The sequence below is a fragment of the Paraburkholderia sp. Ac-20340 genome, from assembly GCF_017104965.1.
Lineage (GTDB): Bacteria > Pseudomonadota > Gammaproteobacteria > Burkholderiales > Burkholderiaceae > Paraburkholderia.
In genome coordinates this window covers 109278-134008 of sequence record NZ_JAAGPR010000004.1, presented here as the reverse complement: position 1 = coordinate 134008, position 24731 = coordinate 109278, and the positions used below count along the sequence as shown (strand labels likewise).

The window sequence follows — 24731 nt, the reverse complement described above, 5'->3', positions numbered from 1 at the left end:
AGCACCACATATCGAAATGGGCGGTCGAAACAGCAGAATGCACAGCGCTGGATCTGGCCGCCCGTCGTGTGCAGGCTCAGTCCAGCTGGCCCTGGCAGACGTACTTGATGTGCATGTATTCCTCGAGGCCGTGCGTCGAGCCTTCGCGGCCGTAACCGGAATCCTTCACGCCGCCGAACGGAGCGGCTTCGGCGGCGAGCGCGCCTTCGTTGACGCCGACAATGCCGCTTTCCAGCGCGTCCGCGAGACGCCAGATGCGGCGCACGTCGGTCGAGTAGAAGTAGGCGGCGAGACCGAACGGCGTGGCATTGGCCTGGGCGATCACATCGGCTTCGGTTTCGAAGCGCGTGACCGGCACGACCGGGCCGAAGGTTTCCTCGCACGAGCAATCCATCGACGGCGTGGCGTGGATCAGCACGGTCGGCGCGAAATAGTTCGCCGAGGTGCACTGTTCCGACTGCACGCGCGTACCGCCCACGACCACTTTCGCGCCGTTTTCCACGGCATTGCGCACGTGACGCTCGATCTTTTCGACCGCGCGCGCATTGATCATCGGGCCGATCTGCGAGCTGGCGCTGGTGGCCGGACCGACTACCAGTGCGCCGACCCGCGCGGCCAGCTTCTCGACGAAGGCGTCATGCACGCCCGCCTGCACGTAGACGCGGTTCGGGCACACGCAGGTCTGCCCGCCGTTGCGGAACTTCGAGATCATCAGGCCTTCGACGGCGGCGTCGAGATCGGCATCGTCGAACACGATAAACGGCGCGTTGCCGCCCAGTTCGAGCGAGAGCTTCTTGAGCGTGTCGGCGCTGCGGCGCGCGAGATGCTTGCCCACCGGCGTCGATCCCGTGAAGGTGATCTTGCGCACGCGCGCATCGTCGAGCCAGACATCGACCACGGCGGGCGTGTTCTCGCGCGAGGCGGTGACGATGTTCAGCACGCCCGCGGGCACGCCGGCTTGTTCGGCGAGCTTGACCAGCGCGAGCGACGTGAGCGGCGTGTCTTCGGCGGGCTTGCACACGACCGTGCAACCGGCGGCCAGCGCCGGGGCGATCTTGCGCGCGATCATCGCGGCCGGGAAATTCCACGGCGTGACGGCGGCGATCACGCCCACCGGTTCGCGCAGCGCATACATGCGGCGGCCCGGCACCGGCGCCGGAATGATCTCGCCGTTCGTGCGGGTGGCTTCTTCGGCGAACCATTCGACGTAGCTGGCGGCGTACAGCACTTCGCCCTTGCCTTCGGCGAGCGGCTTGCCCTGTTCGCGCGAGATCAGTTTGCCGAGGTCTTCGGTATGCGCAACGATCAGATCGTTCCAGCGCTTGATGATGGCGGCGCGCTGCTTGGCCGGCACCTTGCGCCAGGACGCGAACGCTTTCTGTGCGGCATCGACGGCGCGTTTTGCGTCTTCAGCGCCGCTGTTGGGCACCTGCGTGAACACGGCGTCGGTGGCCGGATCGCTGACCGGGAAGGTGGTGCCGTCGGCGGCGTCCACCCACGCGCCATCGATATAGTTGCGGCCCGGCAGCAGGGAGTCGTTGCTGATGCTCAGAGACATGGTGCTTTCCTTGATCTCGTGAAGAGTGAGGGGTTTCAGTCGCGTGTCGATGCGCTTGAGCGATCACGCGGCGATTTCGGTTTTCGGCAACTGGACTTCGTCGATCCAGCCGCGTCGCAGTTCGGGCACGGAGCGCGAAAGCAGTTCGTAGTACGGATGATGCGGGCCGCGCTCGTAGTCTTCGCGCGCGACCTGGGTGACCTTGCGGCCGTGCTGCATGACGACGATTTCATCGCAGATCGCGCGCACCGTATGCAGGTCGTGGCTGATGAAGAGATACGACACGCCCAGATCCTTGCGCAGATCGGCCATCAGATCGAGCACGGCCGCGCCCACCACGGTGTCGAGCGCCGACGTGACTTCGTCGCACAGCAGCAGATCGGGCTCGGCGGCCAGCGCGCGGGCGAGGTTGACACGCTGCTTCTGGCCGCCCGAGAGCGCGGCCGGCGCACGCTCCATCAGCGTGCGGGGCAGGCGCACCATGTCGAGCAGTTGCGCGATGCGCGTGCGCAGCGGCTTGCCCTGCAGGCCGTGATAGAACTGCAGCGGCCGGGCGAGAATGCGCTCGATGGTATGCGCGGGGTTCAGCGCGGTGTCGGCGATCTGGAACACGATCTGGATGCGGCGCAGCTCGTCGCGGCTGCGCTTGTCGAGTTGCGGCGACATGGGCTTGCCGTCGAACGCAATGCGCCCTTCGAACGGCGCGATCAGACCAGCCACGGCGCGCGCGAGCGTGGTCTTGCCCGAACCCGATTCGCCGATCACGCCGATCGCCTGACCACGGTAGAGCTTGAGATCGACTTTATCGAGGATGCGGTTTTGCGGGCGGCCCTGCGCGTCGAGCGGGCCGTAGCCCGCGCACAGCGCGTCGATCTGCAGCAAAGGTTGCGGGGCCATACGCGTGCCGTCGGGGTCCGCGCGCAGCAGCGGGGCGTCGGCGCGCGCAGGCGTCTGAACGCGGGTGTCGTCATCGCAAGTCGCCGCGTGACGCTCCTTCGGGCGCGCGGCGGCCAGCAGGCTGCGCGTGTAGTCGTCTTCGGGCGCGTGCAGGATCTGGTCCGACTCGCCGTATTCGCGCATCTTGCCGTGGCGCAGCACGAGGATGTGATCGGCGACCTGCGCGACCACGGCCAGATCGTGGCTGACATACACGGCGCTGGTCTTGCGCTGCTGCACCACGCGGCGGAAGGCGCGCAGCACTTCGACCTGCGTGGTCACGTCGAGCGCCGTGGTGGGTTCGTCGAGGATCACGAGATCGGGGTCGGTGATCAGCGCCATCGCGGCCATCAGCCGTTGCAATTGCCCGCCCGACACCTGATGCGGATAACGCGCGCCGATGGTTTCCGGGTTCGGCAAGGCGAGTTCGCGGAACAGTTCGACGGCGCGCTTTTCGGCTTCCGCGCGCGGCATCGTGCCGTGAATGCGGGCCGGTTCGACCACCTGATCCATGATCGTGCGCGACGGATTGAACGACGCCGACGCGCTCTGCGCGATATACGTGACCACGCGACCGCGCAGCGCGCGCTGCGCGGCGGCATCGAGCGCGACGACATTACGCCCGCCGACATCGACGATACTGTCCGGCGCAATCGCGCAACCGTCGCGCGCGTAGCCCATCAGGGCGAGCGCCGTGGTGGTCTTGCCGGAGCCGGATTCACCGATCAGCGCGAGCACCTGGCCCGGCGCGATATCGAAGGCGAGACGATCCACCAGCACCGCTTCGCCCGCCATGATGGTCAGGTCTTTGACATGAATTGCCGCGCCCATTTAGCGTGCCTCCTCGTCGGCTGCGTTCGCGATCTGCGCGCGCCGCGTAGCGTTGAATTTTTCGTTGAGCCGGGCCTGACGGCGGGCATCGCGGCTCGCCTTGCGCGCGCCGCCCGGCAGGTTGTCGATCACCAGATTCACGGCGATCGTCAGGCTGGCGATGGCCAGCGCCGGTGCGATCACGGCGAGCGCGCCTTCGGCGAGACCGTCGAGGTTTTCGCGCACGAGCGAGCCCCAGTCGGCGTCCGGCGGCTGGATGCCGAGACCCAGGAAGCTCAGGCTCGCGAGCAGCAGCACGACGTAGACGAAACGCAGCCCCAGATCGGCGAGCATCGGGCTCAGGATATTGGGCAGGATTTCCTGCAGCATGATGTAGGCCGTGCCTTCGCCGCGCGTGCGGGCAACCGCGATGTAATCCATCGCGTGGATGTTGACGGCGAGCGAGCGGGCGATGCGGTAGGCGCCGGGCAGATAGATGATCGCCGCCGTCGCGGTCAGCATGACGGTGGAGGAGCCGAACGCCGCCACCATGATGAGCGCGAACATCTTGCTCGGAATTGCCGTGAGCGTATCGAGCGTGCGGCTCATGGCGGCGTCGAGCTTCGGACCGCCGACGATCGCCAGCAGCGCCAGCGCAGTACCGATGCCGCTGGCCAGCAGCGTTGCGATCAGCGCGAGTCCCACGGTGTAGCGCGCGCCCATCATCACGCGGTCGAGCATGTCGCGGCCGAGGTAATCGGTGCCGAGCAGATGCTGGGCGCTCGCGCCCGCGAAAATCTGCACGTTGTCGGGCGACGCGCTGCTGCCGTCACCGGCCAGCGGCCCGGCGATGGCGGCGGCGATCCACACCAGCACGATCGCTAGACCGATCCAGCCGGGCACGCCCAGGCCGCCCAGCGTGCGGCGCAGGTGAATGAAGCGCGGGTGCGCGCTCAGGTCGGCCACGGCGTCGGCCGAAGGTGGCGCGAGTTTGCCCTCAGAGGTCGATTGGGTCATCTTCTTGAACTCCACAAGCGAAAGGGTGATGACGCGTTAGCGATGGCGCAGGCGCGGATTGCCGAGAATCCCGCAGACATCCGCGAGCGTGACGAGCACGAGATAGGCGAAGCAGAAAATCATCGCGCAGGCCTGCACGACCGGCATGTCGCGCTGGCTGACGCTATCGACCATCAGCTTGGCGATGCCCGGATAGTTGAAGACCGTCTCGATGATGATCACGCCGCCCAGCAGATACGAAAGGCTCAGCGCCACCGCATTGGCGATCGGGCCGATCGCGTTGGGCAGCGCATGGAACATCACCATGCGGAACGACGTCGCGCCCTTGAGCCGCACCATTTCGATGTACGGCGCCTTCAACTGGTCGATCAGCGCGGCGCGCGTCATGCGCACCATCTGCGCGACGATCACGCAGCACAGACACATCACCGGCATGGCGAGCGCGCGCAGCACGCGGCCGAACGGCGCGCCATCGTCGAGGTAGGCGAGCGCGGGCAGCCATTGCAGCTTGACTGCGAACAGCAGCACGGCGAGCGAGGCGACCAGGAATTCCGGCACCGACACCACTGCCAGCACGCCGACGCTAACCGTGCGGTCGAACGCGCGCCCGCGCAGCACGGCGCACAGAATGCCGAGCGCCAGCGCGATCGGCACGGAAACCAGCGTGGTGATGCCCGCGAGCAGCAGCGAATGCGACAGGCGGTCGCCAACGAGGCTCGACACGCTCAGATGCGTGAGCATCGATTCGCCCGCGTGGCCCGTGAGCATGCCGGTGAGCCAGTGCCAGTAGCGCACCGGCGCGGGCACGTCGAGACCCATCTGCGCGCGCAATGCCGCCACCGCTTCGGGCGTGGCGTCCTGGCCGAGCTGCGATTGCGCGGCGTCGCCGGGCAGTACCGCGGTGATCGCGAACACGATGGCGGAGATCGCGAGTAGCGATAGAACGGCAGCGCCCACGCGGCGCGCCAGCAGGCGAACAATCACAGTGTTCATGTCGGACACCCCTCAAATGGACCGCTCGCCGCGCATCCCTGCGATGCACGGCGCTTTTTGTTTCGCTGTTTGCCTCGACGCGCGATCAGGCCGACAGCCATACGTGCTCGCCGAACGAATAACCCATCATGCCGCCCAGCGGAATCGGCGAAAGGCCTTGCAGTTTCTTGCTGTGACCGTCGATGGTCGCGAGGAACAGCGGAATGCCGATGCCGGAGTCGCTGCGGATCATCGTCTGCATATCGGCGTAAATCTGCTTGCGTTTGGCCACGTCCATTTCGGCGCGCGCCGTGAGCAGCAACTGGTCGAACTTCGGATTCTTCCAGCGCGATTCGTTCCAGGGCGCATCCGACTTGAAGAACTGCGTGAACAGCGTGTCGGCGTTCGGGCGCGGATTGACCGTGCCGAAACCCACCGGCGCGCTCAGCCAGTAGTTCGACCAGAAGCCGTCGGCGGGCATGCGCTTGACGTCCAGATTCAGGCCCACCTTGCGCGCCGTCTGTTGCAGGATCAGCGCCATGTCGACCGAATACATCGCGGCGGGCGAGGCGACCACGGGAATCGGCGTGCTGCCCAGATTGGCCTTGGCGAGGTAGAACTTCGCCTTGTCCAGATCCATCTGCGTTTGCGGCAGGCCCGGCGTGTAGAAGCGGTTGGTCGGATCGATCGGCTGATCGTTGCCGGTGACCGCATAGCCGAGCGCGATCGACTGCTTCATCAGGTTACGGTCGAGCAGCAGCTTCATGGCCTGCACGAAGTTCGGGTTGGCGCCGGGGCCGCTGTCGCGATGCATGATCAGATCGGTGTACTGACCCGACTGCGTGACGAACACGCTGGCATTCGACGAACCTTTCACGCGCGCCACCGAGCGCGGGTTGATCGACGCGACCAGATCCATGTCGCCGGAGAGCAGCGCATTGACGCGCGCGCTTTCGTCGCCGATCCCCACGAATTCGATTTCGTCGAGATAGGGCAGGCCCGGTTTCCAGTAATTCGGATTGCGAACCATGATCGAGCGTACGCCCGGCTGGAAGGTTTGCAGCTTGAACGGACCCGTGCCGATGCCTTTCGAAAAATCGGTCGTGCCGTCCTTGACGATATGGAAATAGAACGTGCCGAGAATCACCGGCAGATCCGCATTGGGCGCGGAGAGCGTCACCGTGACTTCGTTCGGGCCGCTGGCCTTCACGCTGTCGATCTGGTCGACCAGCGTCTTTGCTTTCGAGGCGACGGCCGGGTCTTTGTGGCGCATGATCGAGAACACCACGTCGGCGGGCGAGAGCGCCTTGCCGTCGTGGAAGGTCACGCCCTTGCGCAGCGCGAACACCCAGACGCGCGCATCGGTGGTGGTGAACGATTCGGCCAGCGCCGGACGCGGCGCGAGCGTGGCGTCGAGTTCGACCAGATTGTTGTAGAGCATCGTGCCGCGGCAATAGTCGGTCTTGTTCGACTGTTTGGCCGGGTCCAGCGTGTCGTTCGCCGAGCCGTTGTCACCCGCGACGCGAATCTTGCCGCCCTTGCGCGGCGTCTGTGCATATGCAGTGCCCGCCACGCCGGCGAGCGTGCCGGCCATCGCGAGTTGCATGCCGCCTGCCGCGAGCATGCGCAGCACGTCGCGACGGGTTGCGCCGTGTTGGAGAGCGCCGATCAGACGATCCGATTCCGGTGCGCCAACGAGAGTTTCGAGTTTTTTACGTTCAGACATGGCTACACGTTCCTGGAGGCAAAATCATGGTTGAAAACGGAATGCGCTTGCGCGGGGCGTCAGGCAATGGCGTCTTTCATCTTGTAGTAGAGGCCGATCAAAGGCAGGAACCACGGCGGCCCGAAATGGCCCGGCACCGCCGGCCAGTCGCGCCCTGACCACGGATTGGCCGCGCGCTCGCCGAGCATCGTGCGGGCGATGCAGCGGCCCGTATGCGTGGACATCTGCGTGCCGTGGCCGCTGAAACCCAGCGCATAGAAGAGGCCGTCGCGCTCGCCCGCATGGGGCAGGCGGTCCTGCGTCATATCGACGATGCCACCCCAGCAATGCGTGAGCGGCACGTCGGCGAGTTGCGGGAAAGTGGCCAGCAGGCCTTCGCGCAGGATCTTTCCGCTGGTGGCATCCGATTGCGGATTGGACACCGCGAAACGCGCGCGGCCGCCGAAGATCAGCCGATGATCGGGCGACACGCGGAAGTAGTGATGCAGATTCGAGGTCGTGACATAGGTGCGGCGCTCGCGCAGCAGCGCGCGTGCGCGGGCTTCGCCCAGCGGCGCGCTCGCCACGATAAAACTGCCAATTGGCACCACGCGGCGGCGAATCCAGCCGAAGCTGCCGTAGTTGCCGTGGCGCGTCGCGCCGGTGGCGAGCAGCACCTTGCCGGCCTGCACGGTGCCGCGCGCGGTCTGCACGCGATAGCCGTGCGCCGTGTTCGCGATGCGCTCCAGACGCAGGGCGGCCGTGCGCGTATGAATCTGCGCACCCGCACGTCGTGCGGCTTCGGCGAGACCCTTGCCGAAGCGGCCCATATGCATCTGGGCGCTCTTTTTATAGAGCAGGCCGCCGTGGTAGCTGTCGCTATCGACTTCGGCGCGCACGGTATGGCGATCGAGCAGTTCGATGTCGGTGTCTACGCCGTCGGCGATCAGGCGTTCGTAGCTGCGCGCGAGCGCGTCGTAGTGGGCCGGTCGCGAGGCCAGTTTGAGCTTGCCGTGACGCATGAAATCGCAGTCGATCGCTTCTTCGCGCACGATGCGCTCGACGGTATCGACGGCCGCGTCGTAAAGCTGATAGAACGCGCGCGCTTTTTCAGCACCGATTTGCGCGGCCAGCGCCGCGTAATCGACTGCGAGACCGTTGTTCACATGGCCGCCGTTGCGGCCGGACGCTTCGGCGACCACGGTATCGTTGGCTTCGAGCACCACCACGCGCGCGCCGGCGTGAGCCAGCGTCAGCGCTGCGGAGAGCCCGCAGAAGCCGGCTCCGATCACCACCACGTCTGCGCTGGACGGCAGCGGCGCGGCGGTGTGCTCCGTTAGCTCGACACCTTCCTTCCAATACGAATCGAGTTTCATCGACTGATGCGATCTCCAGGTTCAACCAGGGTGAGGCGGTAATGACCGCCCGGGTGAAGAGCAGTGATGAAATTGAATCACGCCAAAACGGAGGCTTCGCATCGTATTGGCCGGGTCACACAGCGGGAACTACGGTTTATGGGGGGCTCGACAGCATTGTTTGCCGTGCAGCGGAAATGATGTGCTGGATGCTGTTTGATTGAGCAACGGCGCAAAAAAATACGCGGAGATGCTATTGAGGTTTGTGCTGATGGACGTTGTTTTCGGGTGAAAAACATGTGGCGTTTTTCCTATCGCGCGCAAATTCCGGCGGGCGATCATGGGGCTGATAAAACCATTCGACCTTCATGAACGATTCAAACAGACATGAGCGGGTAGACGCGGCGCGCTTTTCGCTGCGCGATCTGTGCGAGGCGGACTTGCCCGCCGCGCAGCGCTTTTCCGAAGAAGCGGGTTGGCCGCATCGGCTGAGCGACTGGCAGTCGCTGAGTGCGCTCGGCACGGGCCGGGTCGTGATGTGCGACGGCCAGATCGCTTCGCTCGGGCAGATTTTCGTGTGGGACGAGCACGCGGCTTCGATCAGCCTGCTGGTTTCGGATGCGGCGCATCGCGCGGGCGAAGCCGAAGCCGTGCTGCTGCGCGATCTCATCGAACGTGCGGGCGCGCGCAGCGTCACCGTGCATGCGTTTGGCCACTGGCGGCAGGCGGTCGAACGCTTTGGCTTTCGCGAGAGCGGCGCGGTGCTGCAGTATCAGGGCCGCCCGCGTTCGGCGCCGCTGATCGCCATTCCGGCGGGCACGCGTCTGCGCCCGGCAAGCCGCGCGGACGAAGCCGCGTTATGCGAACTCGACGCCCGCGCCAACGGCATGCGGCGCGACCGGCTGATCGCCGCGTGGCTCGATCAGCACGTCCAGGCCATCGTGCTGGACAGCGAAGCCTCGGAAGACGGCATACTGGGCTTCGCATTTCTGCGCCGCTTCGGGCGCGGTACCTTGATCGGCCCGGTGGTGGCGTCCGAGCCGCAACTGGCGCAGGCCTTGATCGCGCATCTCTGCGGCATGGCCGCCGGCAAGTTCCTGCGTCTGGACGCGGTCGAACAATACGCGGTGCCGATCGGTGCGTGGTTCGAAAGCCTTGGGTTGACCTGCGTGAATCGTGTCCCCAAAATGACACTCGGCGACGCTACGCCAGGCGCCGCCGACCTGCATACCTTTGCCGTTGCTGCTCAGGCTCTGGGTTAGACGACCCGTATCGGAACATTGGGGAAGCGCAGTATGAGTACAAATATGCAGCTGGATCGACTGGATCTGCGGATTCTGAGCCAGCTTCAAAAGAACGGACGGATGACCAATGTGGATCTCGCCGAAGCGGTTGGGCTCTCGGCGAGTCCGTGCCTGAACCGCGTCAAGCGTCTGGAGCAGGCAGGCTTCATTAGCGGCTACAGCGCGCAGATCTGTATGGAGAAGATCGGTGACATCCTGACGGTGTTCACGGAAGTGACTTTATCCGACCATCATCGCGAGGATTTCATCCGCTTCGAAAAAGCGGTGAAGGAACTGGACGAAGTGATCGAATGCCATCTGGTGAGCGGCGGCTACGATTATCTGCTGAAGGTCGTGGCGCGCGGCGTCAACCATTATCAGGAACTGATGGAAGGGCTGCTGGAGCGCAATGTGGGGATCGAGAAATACTTCAGCTATATCGTGATCAAATCGCCTTTCATCAAGACGCATTACCCGATCGAGAAAGTGTTTGGCGGCAAGGTCTGACCGCTTTCCTCTGAGTTTTTAATCGACGATGCGCTTTCATGGCGAGAGCGCATCGTTCGATTGATGTTACGGCATCCGAATCAATCTCAGGCGGCGGCCATTACCACATAGACCTTGCGCAGCGGCGTCTTGATATCCCAGACGCCCGTGGTATTGGCCGGGAAAAACAGCGTGTCGCCGGCCTTGATGGACTGCGCTTCGCCACCGGTCGGCGTGAACGTGCATTCGCCGGAGAGAATGTGCATGACTTCGGCATTGGCCAGGTGACGCGCGAAGCGTCCCACTGACACTTCCCACAGCCCCGAGCGATTGCCGCCCGACCCTTCGAGCGGCACTTCCAGCGTCTGCGTCACGCAGACCGGTTCGGTGATCGGTGCGCCTACCGGGCCCGAAGGCTTGAGGTCCTGGCATTGCGCGCTTTGCGAAAGAATGGTGATCGGCATGATGTGTCCGGGCGTTGCGCTTATTGACCGGCTTCCACAGCGTCGGCGAGTTGCGCGAGCGTGTGGAAGTGGTAGTCGGGAACCGTGTGAGCGGACTCGATCGTGCCGCCGGAGCTGGGCATGCCATGACGGCGCTCGATCCAGCAACTCGTAATGCCGAGTTCCCGTGCGATGCCGATGTCGTGATACTGGCTCTGCGCAACGTGCAGATTGTCTTCCTGACGCAAACCCCAGGCCTGTTCGAAACGGCCGCGGGCGTAGGCGAAATAGCGTGCATCCGGCTTTTCGCACAGCGCGTCGTCGCAGGCGAGCAGCATATCGAACGGCTCGCCCAGGGTCTTCGAGAAATGCGCGAGCGCCCACGTCTGTGCATTGGTCATCGTCACCAGTTTGAAGTGCTTGCGCAGGCGCTTGAGCGCTTCCACGGAGTCCGGGAACGCGGGCCATTCGGACACCGAATCACGAAAGCCTTTGGCGACTTCGTCGCTGTCGGGCAGACCCAGGCGCGGCGCGATCAGCTTCCAGCACAGTTCGAGATCGTCGGGATACCAGATCGTATCGGCACGCTTGCGCGCCTGGCGATAGGCGCCAAGGAAATCCTCGTCCGAGACTTTGGCGTCGCCCGCTACCTTGTGCAGATAGTTCAGCATGCCGCGCTCGAAATCGATCAGGGTACCGACGACGTCGAACGTCAAGACTTTGAAGCGTTTCAGACTCATGGGGTGCTCGCGGATGAAAGGGAAGAGAAGAGAGCCGACGTGTCGCCGGTTTGCTGTTGCTGAAACTGTTTAGGGCTCATGCCGCAGCTCGCTTTCATGCTGCGCGACAGATGACTCTGATCGTAGAAGCCCGACGCCTGCGCTGCGTCCACGGGCGTGCAGCCCTGGCGCAGCAGGTTTTGCGCATGTCCGACCCGAACCCGCGTCACATAGCGATGCGGCGATTCGCCGGTCAGTCCTTTGAAGAGAACGGTGAAGCGCCACATGCTCAGGCAGGCGCGCGCGGCCAGCGCCGCGACGCTCAGATCGCTGGCGGGGCTGGCGTGAATCTGCGCGATCGCGAGTTCGACGCCTGCACGCGTGCGCAGGCCGTTCAGCGCACGGATGCCGCCGCTGGGCGCGCAAGGCGCGTGGACGGCCGCTGCGTTCGTTGCGTGGGCAAGGTCGGACATGAATTTCATAGTGGAGAGCTTACGATTGCTCCGGCCACCGAAAAAACTCATTTGCCCGCGTCAGGCAGTATCAAATCGCGATCACGGAGGGTGGCTCCGTAGAAAATGCGGGGGTACTGGATGGCTTGTGCGTTGGCCAGGGAATACGCGGCGAAGAATGTGGCGAATAAGGCGGCGAAGAACGCAGGCCGTTATTCGCCCTGTGTGAATCGTCGATTCATTCGCCAGAAGAAAGCGCCGCCGCCAGCCCGAGCGACGGATACGCGCTATCCACTGCGGCCAGATCGGCGCGCATCTCCGCGACCAGCCAGTCGCGCACTTCGGCGACGATCGGCCTGAGCGGGCGTCCCGGCGCCCACGACAGACAGCACAGACGGTTCGTCACCAGCAGTTCGTCCACGGCGGGCACCAGCGCCCGCTGCGCGAGCCAGTGCATGACGACGTTGACCCAGCCGAGCGCGAGGCCCTGGCCGAGCAGCGCGGCCTGCACGACGATCGCGTAATCGTTGAAACTCAGCACGCCAGCCGCGCGCCGCGTCTCGTTCGCGAACGCAGCAAAGCGCGCGTGCCAGCCGCGCTCCTCGTCGTCCATGACGATGACGGTGTCGCCGTGCGCCAGCCAGTCCTCGCCCAGCGCGAGTTCCTGATAACGCTGATTGCACACCGGCAGCAGCACCTCAGGCATAACCCTGATGCTGTTTTCCCCCATCTCCGCTTCGTGCAGAAAACGCATGCCCAGATCGACATCGCCGAGCGGTCCGCCGATCCGGCCCGAAATCAACTGAAAGCGCAGATCCACCGAAGGAAACGCCTCGTTCAGACGGCTCATGCGCGGCATCAGCCAGTGCGTGGTGAAGGCGGTGGACACCGAGAGCGTAACCGGCTCGACGCCCGTGGCGCGGGCCTCGATCTCCAGAATCGCTTCCTCGATACCGTTCAGTCCCTCTGAAATCTTGCGGTACAGAATGCGGCCGTTCTCGGTCAATTCGATGCCGCCATGCACGCGCTCGAACAGGCGCACGCCAATATGGTCTTCCATGCGCGCCAGCATGCGGCTCACGGCCGGCTGGCTGACATAAAGCTCCTGCGCGGCGCGCGTGAAGTTACCGCAGCGCGCGGCCGCCTCGAAGACGAACAGCGCGTTGGCGCTCGGGAGTTTTCGGCGAAGGTTTGGCATGACCTGATGTTATGCCTGATCCAACAATTCGGGAATTGCCGTCAAAAAAATCGCCGCCTATTCTTGGTTCAACACTGACTGAAAGGCGGAGCGCGACGATGGACGCACGAGTAAAGGCAGGCGTATCGATTCGATCGGCGGTCAAACGTTATGGCCAGGTCGTTGCGCTCGACGATGTGTCGCTCGAGGTCGCGCAAGGGGAATTCGTTTCGCTGCTCGGCCCGTCGGGTTCGGGCAAGACCACGCTGCTCGGGATTCTCGGCGGTTTCGTGCAGCCGTCCAGCGGCAGCGTCTGGGTTGGCGAGCGCGACATTACATTTGCGCCGCCGCACAAGCGCGAAATTGGCATCGTGTTCCAGAACTACGCGTTGTTTCCGCACATGACGGTGGGCGAGAACGTGGCGTTCCCGCTGCGCGCCCGCCGCGAGCCGAAATCGGGCTGGGCCCGCAAGGTGGCCGATGCGCTTTCGATGGTCGAGCTGCGCGGCTACGAAAGCCGGCGTATCAGCGAGCTTTCGGGCGGCCAGCGCCAGCGCGTCGCGCTGGCCCGCGCGATGGTGTTCGAACCGCAACTGATCCTGATGGACGAACCGCTGTCCGCGCTCGACAAGCAATTGCGCGAGACGATGCAGATCGAACTGCGCCGCCTGCATCGCCGGCTTGGCGCGACGATCGTCTACGTGACGCACGACCAGCGCGAGGCGCTGACCATGAGCGATCGCGTGGCAGTCCTGAAGAACGGCAAGCTGGTGCAGATCGATACGCCCGAGCGTTTGTACGACCGGCCCTGCAATGCGTTCGTGGCGAGCTTTATCGGCGAGGCGACCTTGCTGCCGGTCACGCGCGCGGGCGACGACGCGGTGCGGCTGGGCGACGCCGTGCTGCGTTCCGCCGAACCGCTGCCGAACGCCGACAAGCTGCTGCTCGCGGTGCAGACCGAAAAGCTGGTGATCGACAGCGGCGATGCGCCGCCCGACGCCAACCGCCTGTCGGCCCGCGTGACCGAAGTGCTGTATCAGGGCGAGAGCCTGCGCGTGTTCGCGAAGCTCGCGGACGGCACCGCGCTCAGCCTGCGCCAGCCCGGCAATCACGATGCGCGGCATCGCATTCCGGCGCCCGGTTCCCCCGTTTCCGTTGCACTCAGTCCGCGCGACACGATCGTGGTACCCGCGTGAGCGCGCGCGGGTGCCGCGCATGCCGTCTTTTCAGCCAACCGTAACGCAATCAAGGACCTCTCCATGAAGCTCACCGATTTCAAGGTGCTGACGTTCGACGTCGTCGGCACGCTGATCAACTTCGAACAAGGCGTGCTGACCTCGGTTCGCCGCCTCGGCGGTCCGGCCGCGAAGGATCTGACCGACGAGCAGATTTTCGAGCCTTATCTGCGCGGCCGCGCGAAATTCTATGGCCGCTCCAGCCACGAGATGGCCAATGTGTGGCTGTCGCTGGCCGCCGAACTCGACCTGCCCGCCGATGCGACCACGGCCGCCGCCTTTCAGCGCGACGTGCTCGACTGGCCGGCATTCGAGGATTCGGTGGCGGCGCTCAAGCGGCTGCGCAAGCACTTCCGGCTGGTTGCGATGACGAACGCCGACCGCGTCGCGCTTTCCGCGTACGCCCACACGCTGGGCGACCCGTTCGACGATACGGTCTGCTGCGACGAAACCGGCGTGGCGAAGCCCGATCCGCAATTCTTCGCCTATAACCGTGGCCGTCAGGCGGCGTTCGGCTACAAGTTCGGCGAGATCCTGCACACGGCGCAGAGCCAGTATCACGACATCGGCATCGCGACGGAGCTGGGCTATTCGACCTGCTGGATCGAGCGCCGGCGCGGCCAGGCGGGTTTCGGCGGCACGCCGGTGCCCGAAAAAGTGACGACGCCGACCTTCTGCTTCCCGACGCTCGCGGCACTCGCCGATGCCGTCGAAGCCGAACTCTGCGCGGCCTGACGATGCTCGCGCCGCCGGTTTCGACCTCGCCGCAGCCGGAATCGCTCTGGCGGCATCTGGCTGGCCAGACCGCCTCGCTGGACGCGACGGTTGGCGCGGGGCCGCTCACGCGCGATCTGCAGGTCGAGGTCGCCGTGATCGGCGCCGGTTACTCCGGCCTGTGCGCCGCCCACGCGTTGCAGCAGCGCGGCGTGTCGTGCGCGGTGCTCGACGCGAATCCGGTCGGGTGGGGCGCGAGCGGGCGCAACGGCGGCGTGGTGTCGTCGAAGTTTCGCCCGTCGTTTTCGGCGATCGCGAGCGCGCATGGGATCGACGTGGCGAGGCGCATGCACCGTCTCGCGCACGAGGGCGTTCGCACGGTCGAGGCGCTGGTCGACGAATGCGGGATTGCGCGCGCGCAGTTCGAACGCACCGGCAGCCTGCGCTGCGCGCATACCGCGCGTGCGCTCGCGTCGATTGTCGCGGAAGCCGAATGGGTGCGCGCGCAACTTGGCGACCGCTCGATGACGGTGCTGTCGCGCGACGAAGTCAGCGCCGAAACCGGCTCGACCGGTTTTGTCGGCGGCGTGCTCAGCGCCGACGCCGGCACGATCCTGCCGCTCGAATACGTGCTGGGCATTGCGCGTGCGGTCGCGTCACGCGGCGTGCCGATCCACACCTCCACGCCCGTGCTCGCAATCGATCGCACGCCGGGCGTTGGCGGCGCTAGTGGCGTTACGCTGCGCACGCCAGGTGCGAACGTGCGCGCGCGCCAGGTGATCGTCGCGACAAACGCCTATTCGGACCTCACGCCCGCAACCGATGCCATGCGCCGCGAGCTGGTGCCGTTTCGCAGCGCGATGATCGCAACCGAACGCCTGCCCGCCGCGCTGGACGCGAAGCTGATGACGCAGCGGCGCAGCTACACCGAAACGCGCCGCATGATGAAGTGGTTCCGCCGCGCGGACGGCCGCATGCTGTTCGGTGGGCGCGATGCTTTCGGCAAGGAAGGGCAGGACACCGGCTTCGAGGCGCTGCGCCGGGCGATGGTCGGGCTGTTCCCGGATCTCGCCGATATTCGCGTCGAGTTTCGATGGTCCGGCTATGTCGGCATGACTTTCAATGCGCTGCCGCATGTGGGCCGCGCGAACGACGCGACGGTGTTCTGCGTCGGCTATAACGGCGCGGGCGTGGCCATGGCGAGCCTGATCGGCAAGCATGCGGCCGCGCTCGCTCTTGGCGACACGCCCGATCTTGCGCTGCTCGCGCAGGACGGTCTGCGCCCCGTGCCGTTTCACTCGCTGCGCGCGCCAGGTGTCAGAATCGTGGCCGCGTGGTATCAGTTCCTCGATGCCATGGGGGCATGATGACTACTGCCAGAGCACTTGTTACAGAGGCCGGAACCGCACCGATGCAACCCGACGAGACCGCCGCCGCGCGGCACCATCAACGCCGCGAAAACCGCACGATGCTGCTGCTGATGGCGCCCGCGCTGGCCGTGATCGTGGTCCTGCTGGTCGTGCCGCTGGCCTGGCTGTCGTGGCAGTCGGTGCGGCAGGACGGCGGCTTCACGCTCGCGAACTACTATCGCGTGTTCAGCGGCACCTATCTCGACACCTTCCTGCTCACCTTCAAGCTGAGCCTGATCGTGACCGGCGCGACGCTCCTGCTCGGCTATCCGGTGGCCTTTCTCGCGGCTTCCGTGCGGCCCAGATTCACCGCGCTGATTCTCGGCATGGTGATTCTGCCGTTCTGGACCAGCGTGCTGGTGCGTACCTATGCCTGGCTCGTGTTGCTGCAGCGCACCGGCGTCGTGAACAAGCTGCTGCTGGCTTCGGGCCTGGTCGATCGCCCCGTGCAGCTTGCCTACAACGAGTTCGGAACCATCGTGGCGATGGTGCATATCCTGCTGCCGTTCATGGTGCTGCCGCTCTATTCGGCGATGCAGAAAATCCCGACCAATCTCTCGCAGGCCGCCGCGAGTCTCGGCGCGACGCCGCTGCACGCGTTCCTGCGCGTGTTCCTGCCGCTTTCGCTGGGCGGCGTGGTGGCGGGCGTGACGCTCGTGTTCGTGCTGTGCCTGGGCTTCTACATCACGCCCGAACTGATGGGCGGCGGCAAATCGATCATGGTGTCGATGGTGGTCAGCCGCAACGTCGAAATCTACAACAGCTGGGGCGCGGCGAGTTCCGTGTGCGTGGTGCTGCTGCTGTGCGTATTCGCGATCTTCTATCTGGCGAGCCGCGTGATTCCGCTCGACAAGACCCTGGGGGCGAAATGAGACCGAACCCGTTCGTGCGCGGCGCGCTGATCGCGCTGGTGGTGCTGATTCTCGCGTTCCTGATGATTCCGGTGCTGATCGTCGTGCCGCTGTCGTTCTCGGATACGCGCTTCATGACCTTCCCGCCGCCCGCGCTGTCGCTGCGCTGGTACGAGTCGTTCTTCGGCAATCCCGAATGGCTGGCGGCGGCGCGCATCACGCTGATCGCTTCGCTGTCCGCGGCCTGTATCGCCACGCCGGTGGGCGTGGCGGCGGCCTACGCCATCGAGCACGGCGAACATCCGCTGATCCGTCCGCTCAAGACCGTGCTGATGCTGCCGATGATCGTGCCGATCATCATCGTCGCGGTGGGCGTGTTCTTCGTCTATTCGAAGTTCGGCTATGTGAATACGCTGGGCGGGCTGATTGTCGCCGATGCGATGCTCGGGCTGCCCTACGTGCTGATTTCGGTCGGCGCCGATCTGCGCTCGTTCGATCATGCCCAGGAAATGGCGGCGCGCAGCCTCGGCATGAACCGGCTGCGCAGCTTTCTGACCGTGACGCTGCCGCAGATCCGTTCGAGCGTGATCTCGGGCGCGGTGTTCGTGTTCATTCAGGCGCTCGACGAAACGGTGGTGGCGCTGTTCGTTTCCGGCGGCGACAACCAGACGCTCACGCGCCGGATGTTCGTCACGCTGCGCGACGAAATCGATCCGACCATCGCCGCGATCAGCACGATGCTGACTGCGCTGACGCTTGCGCTCGTGCTGCTCGTGGTGGTCAGCCGGCGCAGCGGCCAGGGTAATGTGCAGCCGGCGCGCGCCTGAGTCTGAGCCTCTTTCCCGTGACTGGAATCCTCCATGACAGAGCATGCCCTGAAGTTCTATATCGATGGCGCGTGGGTCGCGCCCGCCGGCAACGCGCGCCTGCCGGTCATCGATCCTTGCACCGAACAGCCGTTCGCCGAAATCGCCATCGGTGACGCGCGCGATGTCGATCGCGCGGTGGACGCGGCCAAACGCGCCTTCGAATCGTTTTCGCAGACCACCCCGGCCGAACGCGTGGCCCTCGTGCGCCGCATTCTGGACATGTACCTGGTGCGCTACGACGACATCGCCGCGGCCATCTCGCGCGAGATCGGCGCGCCGCAGGCGCTTGCGCACGAATGGCAGGCCGGTATCGGCCGCCGCCATCTGGAAGAACTGCTGAAGACCTGCGAGCACTTCGTCTGGGAGCGCAACAAGGGCAGCACGCGCGTGCGTTACGAGCCGGTTGGCGTCGTCGCGCTGATTACGCCCTGGAACTGGCCGATCAACCAGATCGTCTGCAAGGTCGCGCCTGCGCTGGTCGCGGGTTGCACGATGGTGCTCAAGCCGAGCGAGATCTCGCCGCTGAACGCGGTGCTGTTCGCCGAAGTGCTCGATGCCGCGGGCGTGCCGCCTGGCGTGTTCAATCTCGTGCAGGGCGACGGGCCTTCGGTGGGCGCGCCGCTGGCGGCGCATCCGGATATCGACATGGTGTCGTTCACGGGCTCGACGCGCGCCGGCATCCAGATTGCGCAACTCGCCGCGCCCACGGTCAAGCGCGTGCATCAGGAACTGGGCGGCAAGTCGGCGAATCTGCTGCTCGACGATGTCGATTTCGAGGATGCCGTGACGAAGGGCGTGTACGCCTGTTTCGGCAACAGCGGGCAATCGTGCAATGCGCCCACGCGCATGCTGGTGCCCGCCGCGCGCCACGCGCAAGCGGTCGAGATCGCGCGGCGCGCGGCGCTGGCGCATCGCGTCGGTCCGGCCGATGCGCCCGGCACGACGCTGGGGCCGGTGGTCAGCGAGGTGCAGTTCGGCCGCGTGCAGGAGCTGATCGGCGCGGGCATTGCCGAAGGCGCGACGCTCGTGGCGGGCGGCGTGGGACGGCCGGCCGGGCTCGAACAGGGCTATTACGTGCAGCCGACCGTGTTCGCCGATGTCACGCCGGACATGCGGATCGCCCGCGAGGAGATCTTCGGGCCGGTCCTGACGATCATTCCGTATCGCGACGACGAAGACGCGATTGCGATCGCCAACGACAGCCCGTACGGGCTGGCCGCGTATGTGCAGTCCGCGGATGTGGAGCGCGGGCGCCGCGTGGCGTACCGCCTGCGCGCGGGCAGCGTGTATCTGAACTATCCGGCGTGGGATGCGGGCGCGCCGTTCGGCGGTTACAAGCAGTCGGGCAACGGCCGCGAGTACGGCGAATGGGGTATCGAATCGTTTCTGGAAGTGAAGGGCGTGGTGGGCTACGGCGAGTGAAACGCGCGCGCCTGGCCGGGGCGGCGTGCTCCGGTCAGGCGCGCGCGTTTCGACCTGCGTTCAGGTCTTTGCTTGCTTCAGCATGTCCGCGATCCGCTCGGCGATCATGATCGTGGGCACGTTGGTGTTTGCGCAGGGAATCGACGGCATCACGGACGCGTCGCACACGCTCAGGCCATCGACATCGTGAACCGCGCCGTTGGGCCCGGTCACCGCGAGCGGGTCGCCATGCGCGCCCATCCTGCACGTACCCGAAGGATGCCAGGTGCCGCCCACCGATTGCGTGACGAAGCCGCTCAGCGCCGCATCGTCGGCGAGCAGCGTGTCGAGCGTCACGCCCTGGGTGATCACGCGTTCGATCAGCGCCGGCCGCAACGGCCCGGCGACATCGAGCAGCCCGCTGAGCACGCCGCGCTGCACCGCGTTCCAGTTGCCAGGGCGCGCCACGGAGGCCACGCGCGGCGAATAGCTCGACGGAAAGCACGGGCCGAGCGTGGCCGCCAGAGCCGGGTCGGCAAGCGTGTGCGCGCCAAAACGCACCGCGCCTTTCAGGCGTTCGAGGTCGCGCGGATCGGAAAGCATCGAGAACTCGACGTTCGGCTCCGCCTGGGCGTGCGCGCTGGCGAGCGTCACGCGCCCGCGCGAATACGATTTGTTGACCCAGAAGAACATCGTGCCGAGCCGGTAACCCACCGAATGCCAGCCCGAGCGCGACAGGATCGCGCCGTGCATGTCGCCGCACGGCGTGCCTGCCAGCCCCGACGAATAGCGGACGATCGCCTGCTCGTGATGCTCGTCGGGAAAGGGCGTGCGCGCCTCGGGCGGCAGGAACGCTGAGACGGCAATCGACGGATGCTCCATCAGATTGCGGCCCACGCCGTCACGCGCCGCGACGACGGCAATGCCGTGCGCCGCCAGTTCGGCCGCCGGGCCGATGCCGCTGCGCATCAGCAAGGCCGGACTGTGGATCGCGCCCGCGCTGACGATCACGCGCGCTGCGCTGATCGTGTCGCGGGTGCCGTCGTGGTAGACGAGTTCCGCGCCGCTCGCGCGCCGGCCGTCGAACAGCACGCGCTCGACCTGGGCTTCGGTCACGATGCTCAGGTTTCGGCGCGCGCGCACGGTATCGTCGAGATAGCAGACCGAAGTGGGAATCCGCTCGCCATTGGCGCTCACGCCGAGCGTGCCGACGAAGGTGCCGTCTTCCCACGCGCCGTTCTGGTCGGCGCGCAGCGGGTAGCCACGGCGGCCCAGCGCGTCGATCACTCCGCGCACGAACGGCGAAAGCCGCTCGCGCGGCGCGCGCGTGACGCGCAGCGGGCCGCTTTTGCCGTGCAGCGGCCCGTCGAAATCGACATCGTGTTCGAGCTTCAGAAAATACGGCAGGCAACTCGCCCAGTTCCAGCCGCTCGCGCCGAGCGTTTCCCATTCGTCGTAATCGGCGGGCGCGCCGCGATTGGCCATCAGCGCATTGATCGCCGAGCCGCCGCCGAGCAGCCGCGCCTGTTCATAGCGGCGCGGTGCGGCAGGGGCGCTCATGCGAGCCTGCAGCGTTTGCCATAGATTGCGCGTGTCGAGATAGGCGCGGCCCGGATAGCGGCTGCGGATGTCGGGCGGCAGCGTTGCGTGGGTGAGATTGCGGCCGGCCTCGACGAGACAGACCGTGTTGCGGGCGTCCTCGGACAGCCGCGCGGCAAGCACGCAGCCGGCCGAACCGCCGCCGAGAATCAGGTAGTCGAACACAGGGAGTCGAACGCAGTTAGAGAGGCCGGTTCAGAAGGGCGGATGAGACCGCCGTGCAGCAGCGTGACGCCTGCTGGCGGGCGCGCTGTTGCACGGTGTCTTGGCGGGCGTTTATTGCTGCATGAACTTCAGCCAGCGCGCCTTGGCCTGAATGCCGGCGTCGGAGGCCCACCATTCTTCGGACATCAGCGTCTGTTTTGCCGCGTTTTCCGGTGCGCTCGGCAATTCGGCGGCGCGTGCCGCGGAGATCTTGCCGGTCTTGTACGCGGCCGGGTTGCCCGGGCCGTAATCGATATAGGTCGGCAGATTTGCCTGCAGATCCGGCGACACCGCGACATCGACGAAACGCACGGCGTTCTGCAGATTCGGCGCGTTCTTCAGGATGCACAACTGCGTGTTTTGCAGGATGCCGTCGTTATAGGTGAAGGCGATATCCGGGTTGTCCTTGCGCACGGCGCTCGCGCGGCCGTTCCAGATCATTTCCATATCGACTTCGCCGTCGTGCAGCAACTGCGCGGACTGGCCGCCCGACGTCCACCAGACCGCGATATCCGGCTTGATCTGCGCGAGCTTCTTGAAGGCCCGATCGACGTCGAGCGGATAGAGTTTGTCGCGCGGCACGCCATCGGCGAGCAGGGCGGCTTCGAGCACGGTCTGCGGATCGTTGCGCAGCGCGCGCGTGCCGGGGAAACCCTTGACGTTCCAGAAATCGGCCCAGTTTTGCGGGACTTTCTTCAGCGTCTTCTTGTTGTAGCCGATGACCGTGGAATAGAACTCGTAGGCGACCGAATACGGTGTGCGGTATTTCTCCGGGATCGATGCGGCGTTCGGCATCTTCGAAAAATCGAGCTTCTCGATCAGGCCTTCGCGGCCGCCGCGCAGACAGTTCGAAGTGGGCGTGTCGATCACGTCCCAGATCGGCTTGCCGGTCGCGCCTTGCGCTTTCACCTGCGGCCAGGCGTCCGGGATGCTGTCCTGCGCGATGGTGATGCCAAGCTGCTTCGCTGCCGGGTCGAGGATCGCTTTCGTCTGCGCTTCCTGATACGCACCGCCTTGCGACACGAAAGTTATCTTGCCGGCGGCCTGGGCGGGGGCGCTCGCCGCGGCCACGAGGGCGGCCATCGACGTCATTGTTATGGCGACCGGGCGCCAGCTCTGCAGTTTGATCACGACTCTTCCTCGACATTGTTGAACGGGAAAGCTTGCCCGGCAAGGCGCGCCGCTTCGGCAGCACGGTCTTCCGGCGGATTCGGACATGAGGCTGATTCGACTATAGTGAGCCAATTTTGACGCTACAACGCCGAAATTGTTGGAGTCGCTATGACTTGATGTAATGACGCGGAGGGCGGCGAGGCGTGATGGCGCGCGGGCAATGAAGGCGGGGTAGCGCAAACGTGTTCTGCGATCGACCGGCGCGCGTGTGCGCTACACGCTTACACCATCGAGTGATCCATCATGGCGAAAACGGTCGATATTCGTGCATTGCTTTGCCCCACAAGCAGGCATAACCCTGGCGTAAAAGAGGCATAAAGCGCATCGGTAAATCTGGCCTGGTTTCCTTCCGCCAACAATACATATTTTTCCGACAATACTCACACCGGATGCGCTATTTCCCACTATGCTGCGGCGCAGCAGTGCATAAAATGGGATGAAGCTTTCAAATCTGCATGGGTATTTTTTGGTGCATTGTCGCGACCTCTGCCAACGCTGGCAGGGCGTTCGCGCAAACGCCGGATTCGATGTGGCTTTCATGCATTTGGCTTTGCTTTAGCTGCGCAATTCCGCGTTTGTTGCATATGCAAATCGAATAAGAAAACGACGCAATACTGGCCAACGAACCAATAAAAATAAACATTCGGACAACGTAACACTATCACAAACATCAGACAAAAAAGCTGATCAAAAAAGCTTGCGCCTAAAGGGAGGCGGGGGAAATCGGAAGCGGTTTTTCAAGTTCCTCGTGCAGTGCTGGTCGAGTGCCTGTGTAGGGCATCGCTGGGCGTCCCGCCGACGCGCTCGCGAAGCAGGCCGCTCGTCGATCCTTGAAGCGGAGTGTGAGGTATGAGGGGACTACCATGATCAGAGAACGCCAGGCGCAGCCCGACCCCGCAGCGAGAATAGAGGCCTGCTGCGTCACCCTGTTCGAGCGGTGGTGCGAGAGCAGGCTCGTGATACCGCTCGCCTATCTGATGTCGGTGTGGCCGCTCGCCACGCCTTCACCCATCTATATGAAGCGGCTTTCAAGGTCGCTCGACGATCTGGTTCGCGCGCACGGCGAAATGCTGGGCGCCGACGATTGCCGCCTGATCGAAGATGCGATTGCGCACGCCGAACGACCGCCGCGTAACTGAGCATGGGCGGCATGCCGTGCTTCGCCGGCTTGCCTGCGCGGCAGGACAACGCGAGTGGTATTTCGGCCTGGCTGCGCATGGCGCGCCAGTGGCCGGCACAACAGGGGAAATCAGATGGAGCGCCTTTCCAATGGAATGGGCGTGGTGCCCAATCGGGCCAGCGGACCACGCAACGCCCGCACGGTCAGACAGATCGGCATCACATTGTTCAACGGCTTTGCGCAACAGGAGGCCATTACCGTCGCGCGCGCGTTTCAACTGGCCAATGCCTTGTCGCGGTCATCGCGCAGCGACAGCGCGATCTATCATTTGAGGCTGCTTTCGGCGGCTGGCGGGATGATCGCGAGTTCATCGACGATGCTGGTCTGGACCGAGAGTATCGATGCCTGCCATCAGGGCGAAGGCTTCGATGCGCTCTTTATCATGGGCGGCGCCGGTGCGCATCATGCGCTCTGCGATGGGCGCCTGGTCGGCTGGTTGCGCCAGGCTGTGCCGCGTTGCCGGGTGACCTTGCCGATTGCCGAGGGACGCCTGCTGCTCGATGCGTCCGGCGGATCGCCTGCCCGTCAAGCGCGCGCGCCAGCCGAAGCGCCGCATCATGGCGTGTCCCGTTCCGCCGATGCGGGCGCTTACGCGAATTTCGTCGGACCGCTGCGGATGGCGCTCGATGTCATTCAGGCGGATCTGGGCGCGGATATCGTCAACCAGATCGCCGTGGCCGTAGCGCCGCCCGCCGAGACGCAATTCACGGCCATCGTGCGCAAGAACGCCGAGCACTTCGTCAGCGAGCGCATTCAGGCTTCGGCGCGCTGGCTGCTGGCGAATGCGAATACGCAGGTGGTCATGCGCGAGGCGGCACGCGTGGCGGCCATGAGCGAGCGTAATTTCCTCAGGCGCTTCAAGATTGAAATCGGGGTGACGCCTTCCGACTATCTGATGTATGCGCGGCTCGATATGTGTTGCCGGCTGCTGGTCGAAACCAATCTCTCCGTGGACAAGATCGCGGAGCGCTGTGGCATTGGTTGCGGCGGGCGGCTGTCGAAATTGCTGCGCAAGCATCTTTCCACCACGGCCACCGCCTATCGCGCCGATGCCCGGCGGATGGCGGGCGCACCGATCGCGTTGCCTGACGCGCAGGCGATGCAAGCGCCACCAGCGGCGGCCGCCCGCGTTGCCGAGCCGCTTACGTCGCCCGGCCTCGAACCGCTGGTCTGATATCGATGC

The 24731-nt window shown here is 65.1% G+C and carries 22 protein-coding genes; 10 read left to right on the top strand and 12 right to left on the bottom strand.

What is annotated here, in order from left to right:
- Positions 1-76: 76 nt before the first annotated feature.
- The 6 genes from G3N59_RS07850 to G3N59_RS07825 form a co-directional block, all read right to left on the bottom strand.
- A complete protein-coding gene (locus tag G3N59_RS07850; RefSeq protein ID WP_205982000.1) occupies positions 77-1558 on the bottom strand; it encodes an NAD-dependent succinate-semialdehyde dehydrogenase in 1482 nt (493 codons plus the stop codon).
- 63 nt (positions 1559-1621) lie between these two features.
- Entirely contained in the window at positions 1622-3325 is a 1704-nt protein-coding gene (locus G3N59_RS07845) for an ABC transporter ATP-binding protein (RefSeq protein WP_205981999.1), read from the bottom strand.
- On the bottom strand, positions 3326-4321 hold the full coding sequence (locus G3N59_RS07840) for an ABC transporter permease (RefSeq protein ID WP_205981998.1): 996 nt from the start codon (positions 4319-4321) through the stop codon (positions 3326-3328).
- A gap of 36 nt (positions 4322-4357) precedes the next feature.
- Positions 4358-5314, bottom strand: a complete 957-nt coding sequence (locus G3N59_RS07835; RefSeq protein ID WP_205981997.1) for an ABC transporter permease — start codon at positions 5312-5314, stop codon at positions 4358-4360.
- An 85-nt stretch (positions 5315-5399) separates the two neighbouring features.
- The gene (locus tag G3N59_RS07830; RefSeq protein WP_205981996.1) at positions 5400-7019 is read right to left on the bottom strand and encodes an ABC transporter substrate-binding protein; all 1620 of its coding nucleotides are present in this window, start codon (positions 7017-7019) and stop codon (positions 5400-5402) included.
- 59 nt (positions 7020-7078) lie between these two features.
- Positions 7079-8374: an FAD-binding oxidoreductase gene (locus tag G3N59_RS07825; RefSeq protein ID WP_205981995.1), complete on the bottom strand. Its 1296-nt coding sequence runs from the start codon at positions 8372-8374 to the stop codon at positions 7079-7081.
- Positions 8375-8721: 347 nt separating this feature from the next.
- Here G3N59_RS07825 and G3N59_RS07820 point away from each other — a divergent pair, with 347 nt between their 5' ends.
- On the top strand, positions 8722-9615 hold the full coding sequence (locus G3N59_RS07820; RefSeq protein WP_205981994.1) for an N-acetyltransferase: 894 nt from the start codon (positions 8722-8724) through the stop codon (positions 9613-9615).
- A gap of 33 nt (positions 9616-9648) precedes the next feature.
- A complete protein-coding gene (locus G3N59_RS07815; protein ID WP_205981993.1) occupies positions 9649-10143 on the top strand; it encodes an Lrp/AsnC family transcriptional regulator in 495 nt (164 codons plus the stop codon).
- Positions 10144-10229: 86 nt separating this feature from the next.
- Here G3N59_RS07815 and G3N59_RS07810 read toward each other — a convergent pair whose 3' ends face one another.
- From G3N59_RS07810 to G3N59_RS07795, 4 genes are all read right to left on the bottom strand, one after another.
- Positions 10230-10586: a cupin domain-containing protein gene (locus G3N59_RS07810; RefSeq protein WP_205981992.1), complete on the bottom strand. Its 357-nt coding sequence runs from the start codon at positions 10584-10586 to the stop codon at positions 10230-10232.
- A 20-nt stretch (positions 10587-10606) separates the two neighbouring features.
- Positions 10607-11305: an HAD-IA family hydrolase gene (locus tag G3N59_RS07805; RefSeq protein WP_205981991.1), complete on the bottom strand. Its 699-nt coding sequence runs from the start codon at positions 11303-11305 to the stop codon at positions 10607-10609.
- Positions 11302-11757 carry an AraC family transcriptional regulator gene (locus G3N59_RS07800; RefSeq protein ID WP_205981990.1) on the bottom strand — a complete coding sequence of 152 codons (456 nt, stop codon included), beginning with the start codon at positions 11755-11757 and terminating at the stop codon, positions 11302-11304. Before G3N59_RS07800 ends, G3N59_RS07805 begins: the two co-directional genes overlap by 4 nt.
- A 217-nt stretch (positions 11758-11974) precedes the next feature.
- Positions 11975-12934: a LysR family transcriptional regulator gene (locus tag G3N59_RS07795; protein ID WP_205981989.1), complete on the bottom strand. Its 960-nt coding sequence runs from the start codon at positions 12932-12934 to the stop codon at positions 11975-11977.
- A gap of 98 nt (positions 12935-13032) precedes the next feature.
- On the opposite strand from G3N59_RS07795, the gene G3N59_RS07790 reads away from it, so the two are divergent.
- From G3N59_RS07790 to G3N59_RS07765, 6 genes are all read left to right on the top strand, one after another.
- Positions 13033-14109, top strand: coding sequence for an ABC transporter ATP-binding protein (locus tag G3N59_RS07790; protein ID WP_205981988.1), 1077 nt, complete (start codon positions 13033-13035; stop codon positions 14107-14109).
- Positions 14110-14172: 63 nt separating this feature from the next.
- The gene (locus G3N59_RS07785; RefSeq protein WP_205981987.1) at positions 14173-14883 is read left to right on the top strand and encodes an HAD-IA family hydrolase; all 711 of its coding nucleotides are present in this window, start codon (positions 14173-14175) and stop codon (positions 14881-14883) included.
- A gap of 2 nt (positions 14884-14885) precedes the next feature.
- On the top strand, positions 14886-16229 hold the full coding sequence (locus G3N59_RS07780) for an FAD-dependent oxidoreductase (protein ID WP_205981986.1): 1344 nt from the start codon (positions 14886-14888) through the stop codon (positions 16227-16229).
- Positions 16230-16273: 44 nt separating this feature from the next.
- Entirely contained in the window at positions 16274-17143 is an 870-nt protein-coding gene (locus tag G3N59_RS07775; protein WP_241023260.1) for an ABC transporter permease, read from the top strand.
- Complete coding sequence (locus tag G3N59_RS07770) at positions 17140-17949, top strand: ABC transporter permease (RefSeq protein ID WP_205981984.1); 810 nt, start codon at positions 17140-17142, stop codon at positions 17947-17949. Before G3N59_RS07775 ends, G3N59_RS07770 begins: the two co-directional genes overlap by 4 nt.
- Before the next feature lie 33 nt (positions 17950-17982).
- The gene (locus tag G3N59_RS07765) at positions 17983-19413 is read left to right on the top strand and encodes an aldehyde dehydrogenase family protein (protein ID WP_205981983.1); all 1431 of its coding nucleotides are present in this window, start codon (positions 17983-17985) and stop codon (positions 19411-19413) included.
- A gap of 60 nt (positions 19414-19473) precedes the next feature.
- Here the strand turns inward: G3N59_RS07765 and G3N59_RS07760 are convergent, their stop codons facing one another.
- Both G3N59_RS07760 and G3N59_RS07755 read right to left on the bottom strand, forming a co-directional pair.
- Positions 19474-21156 (bottom strand): GMC family oxidoreductase N-terminal domain-containing protein, encoded by a 1683-nt coding sequence (locus tag G3N59_RS07760; RefSeq protein ID WP_205981982.1) that lies wholly within the window; start codon positions 21154-21156, stop codon positions 19474-19476.
- Positions 21157-21267: 111 nt separating this feature from the next.
- Entirely contained in the window at positions 21268-22287 is a 1020-nt protein-coding gene (locus tag G3N59_RS07755; RefSeq protein ID WP_205982252.1) for an ABC transporter substrate-binding protein, read from the bottom strand.
- Positions 22288-23231: 944 nt separating this feature from the next.
- Between G3N59_RS07755 and G3N59_RS07750 the strand changes: the two genes are divergently transcribed.
- Entirely contained in the window at positions 23232-23507 is a 276-nt protein-coding gene (locus G3N59_RS07750) for a hypothetical protein (protein ID WP_205981981.1), read from the top strand.
- Positions 23508-23621: 114 nt separating this feature from the next.
- Complete coding sequence (locus G3N59_RS07745) at positions 23622-24722, top strand: helix-turn-helix domain-containing protein (RefSeq protein WP_241023259.1); 1101 nt, start codon at positions 23622-23624, stop codon at positions 24720-24722.
- Positions 24723-24731: the final 9 nt, after the last annotated feature.

What these genes read in the sequence shown, in the direction of transcription:
- G3N59_RS07850 (WP_205982000.1), bottom strand. Translation starts at nt 1,558, where the DNA reads ATGTCTCTGAGCATCAGCAACGACTCCCTGCTGCCGGGCCGCAACTAT.
- G3N59_RS07845 (WP_205981999.1), bottom strand. Translation starts at nt 3,325, where the DNA reads ATGGGCGCGGCAATTCATGTCAAAGACCTGACCATCATGGCGGGCGAA.
- G3N59_RS07840 (WP_205981998.1), bottom strand. Translation starts at nt 4,321, where the DNA reads ATGACCCAATCGACCTCTGAGGGCAAACTCGCGCCACCTTCGGCCGAC.
- G3N59_RS07835 (WP_205981997.1), bottom strand. Translation starts at nt 5,314, where the DNA reads ATGAACACTGTGATTGTTCGCCTGCTGGCGCGCCGCGTGGGCGCTGCC.
- G3N59_RS07830 (WP_205981996.1), bottom strand. Translation starts at nt 7,019, where the DNA reads ATGTCTGAACGTAAAAAACTCGAAACTCTCGTTGGCGCACCGGAATCG.
- G3N59_RS07825 (WP_205981995.1), bottom strand. Translation starts at nt 8,374, where the DNA reads ATGAAACTCGATTCGTATTGGAAGGAAGGTGTCGAGCTAACGGAGCAC.
- G3N59_RS07820 (WP_205981994.1), top strand. Translation starts at nt 8,722, where the DNA reads ATGAACGATTCAAACAGACATGAGCGGGTAGACGCGGCGCGCTTTTCG.
- G3N59_RS07815 (WP_205981993.1), top strand. Translation starts at nt 9,649, where the DNA reads ATGAGTACAAATATGCAGCTGGATCGACTGGATCTGCGGATTCTGAGC.
- G3N59_RS07810 (WP_205981992.1), bottom strand. Translation starts at nt 10,586, where the DNA reads ATGCCGATCACCATTCTTTCGCAAAGCGCGCAATGCCAGGACCTCAAG.
- G3N59_RS07805 (WP_205981991.1), bottom strand. Translation starts at nt 11,305, where the DNA reads ATGAGTCTGAAACGCTTCAAAGTCTTGACGTTCGACGTCGTCGGTACC.
- G3N59_RS07800 (WP_205981990.1), bottom strand. Translation starts at nt 11,757, where the DNA reads ATGTCCGACCTTGCCCACGCAACGAACGCAGCGGCCGTCCACGCGCCT.
- G3N59_RS07795 (WP_205981989.1), bottom strand. Translation starts at nt 12,934, where the DNA reads ATGCCAAACCTTCGCCGAAAACTCCCGAGCGCCAACGCGCTGTTCGTC.
- G3N59_RS07790 (WP_205981988.1), top strand. Translation starts at nt 13,033, where the DNA reads ATGGACGCACGAGTAAAGGCAGGCGTATCGATTCGATCGGCGGTCAAA.
- G3N59_RS07785 (WP_205981987.1), top strand. Translation starts at nt 14,173, where the DNA reads ATGAAGCTCACCGATTTCAAGGTGCTGACGTTCGACGTCGTCGGCACG.
- G3N59_RS07780 (WP_205981986.1), top strand. Translation starts at nt 14,886, where the DNA reads ATGCTCGCGCCGCCGGTTTCGACCTCGCCGCAGCCGGAATCGCTCTGG.
- G3N59_RS07775 (WP_241023260.1), top strand. Translation starts at nt 16,274, where the DNA reads ATGCAACCCGACGAGACCGCCGCCGCGCGGCACCATCAACGCCGCGAA.
- G3N59_RS07770 (WP_205981984.1), top strand. Translation starts at nt 17,140, where the DNA reads ATGAGACCGAACCCGTTCGTGCGCGGCGCGCTGATCGCGCTGGTGGTG.
- G3N59_RS07765 (WP_205981983.1), top strand. Translation starts at nt 17,983, where the DNA reads ATGACAGAGCATGCCCTGAAGTTCTATATCGATGGCGCGTGGGTCGCG.
- G3N59_RS07755 (WP_205982252.1), bottom strand. Translation starts at nt 22,287, where the DNA reads ATGACGTCGATGGCCGCCCTCGTGGCCGCGGCGAGCGCCCCCGCCCAG.
- G3N59_RS07750 (WP_205981981.1), top strand. Translation starts at nt 23,232, where the DNA reads ATGATCAGAGAACGCCAGGCGCAGCCCGACCCCGCAGCGAGAATAGAG.
- G3N59_RS07745 (WP_241023259.1), top strand. Translation starts at nt 23,622, where the DNA reads ATGGAGCGCCTTTCCAATGGAATGGGCGTGGTGCCCAATCGGGCCAGC.